The organism is Pseudomonas sp. P7758, assembly GCF_013386485.1.
GTDB lineage: Bacteria > Pseudomonadota > Gammaproteobacteria > Pseudomonadales > Pseudomonadaceae > Aquipseudomonas.
Genome location: NZ_JACARS010000286.1, coordinates 1 through 876, shown reverse-complemented (window position 1 = coordinate 876; position 876 = coordinate 1). Strand labels below are relative to the sequence as shown.

Sequence of the window (876 nt, the reverse complement as noted above, 5' to 3'; positions counted from 1 at the left end):
ACCCAGGCCCGCCCCGCCCATGCGCTGTACAGCGCGCCGCTGGCGTTGGCGCTGATCCTCAGCATGCTGCTGGTGATCCAGGAACGCTGGCCGGATAACGCCCTGCAACGCCTGTTCAGCAAACTCTCAAGCAAGGGCCGTTTCCTGCAACCCAATCCTGAATGGCGTGAACGCCTCAAACGCTTGCGTTTGCGGAGGCGTCGATGATCGCCCTGTGGCCGCACTGGTTCCGTCCCTGGTGGCTGTTGCTGCTTCCGCTGCTCGGCTGGTTGCTGTGGCAGTTGTGGCACCGCCAGAAACGCGCCGGGCGCTGGCAGATGATTCTGCCGCCGGCGTTCCATGCCGCGCTGCTCAGCGGCGGCAGTGGCCGCGAAAGCAAGTCGCCATGGGTGGTGCTCGGCATCGCCTGGCTGCTGGCCGTGCTGGCGTTGCTGGGCCCGAGCTGGGAACGCGTCGAACAGTCCAGCCAGAAGCCCGCCGACCCGCTGGTGGTGCTGCTGGAACTGACCCCGGAAATGCTCGCCACCGACAGCCCGCCCAGCCGCCTCGAACAGGCACGGCGCAAGCTGTTCGACCTGCTTCAGGCCCGCAGCGATGCGCAGACTGCCATCGTGGTCTACGCCGGCAGCGCCCATACGCTGGTGCCACTCTCGGACGACCTGGCCACCAGCCATAACCTGCTGGAAGCCCTGCGCCCCTCGATCATGCCCGAGCCCGGCCACCGCGCCGACCTGGCCGTGGAGAAGGCCCTGAGCCTGCTCAAGCATGGCGGCCTCGGCCAGGGTCGGCTGCTGCTGATCGGCTCGTCGCTGTCCAAGCAGGAACGCCAGGGGATCCGCCTGCAGCTGCAAGGCAACCAGGCGCCGAGCTTGTCGA

1 protein-coding gene and 1 pseudogene are annotated in these 876 nt (G+C 67.7%); both read left to right on the top strand.

The window, feature by feature from the left end:
- A pseudogene (locus tag HX873_RS31530) lies at positions 1–207 on the top strand (BatB protein); the annotation flags it as partial.
- Positions 204–876: VWA domain-containing protein (locus HX873_RS31525; protein WP_177123881.1), on the top strand; the 673-nt coding region annotated here is incomplete at its 3' end. The pseudogene HX873_RS31530 and the gene HX873_RS31525, both read left to right, overlap by 4 nt.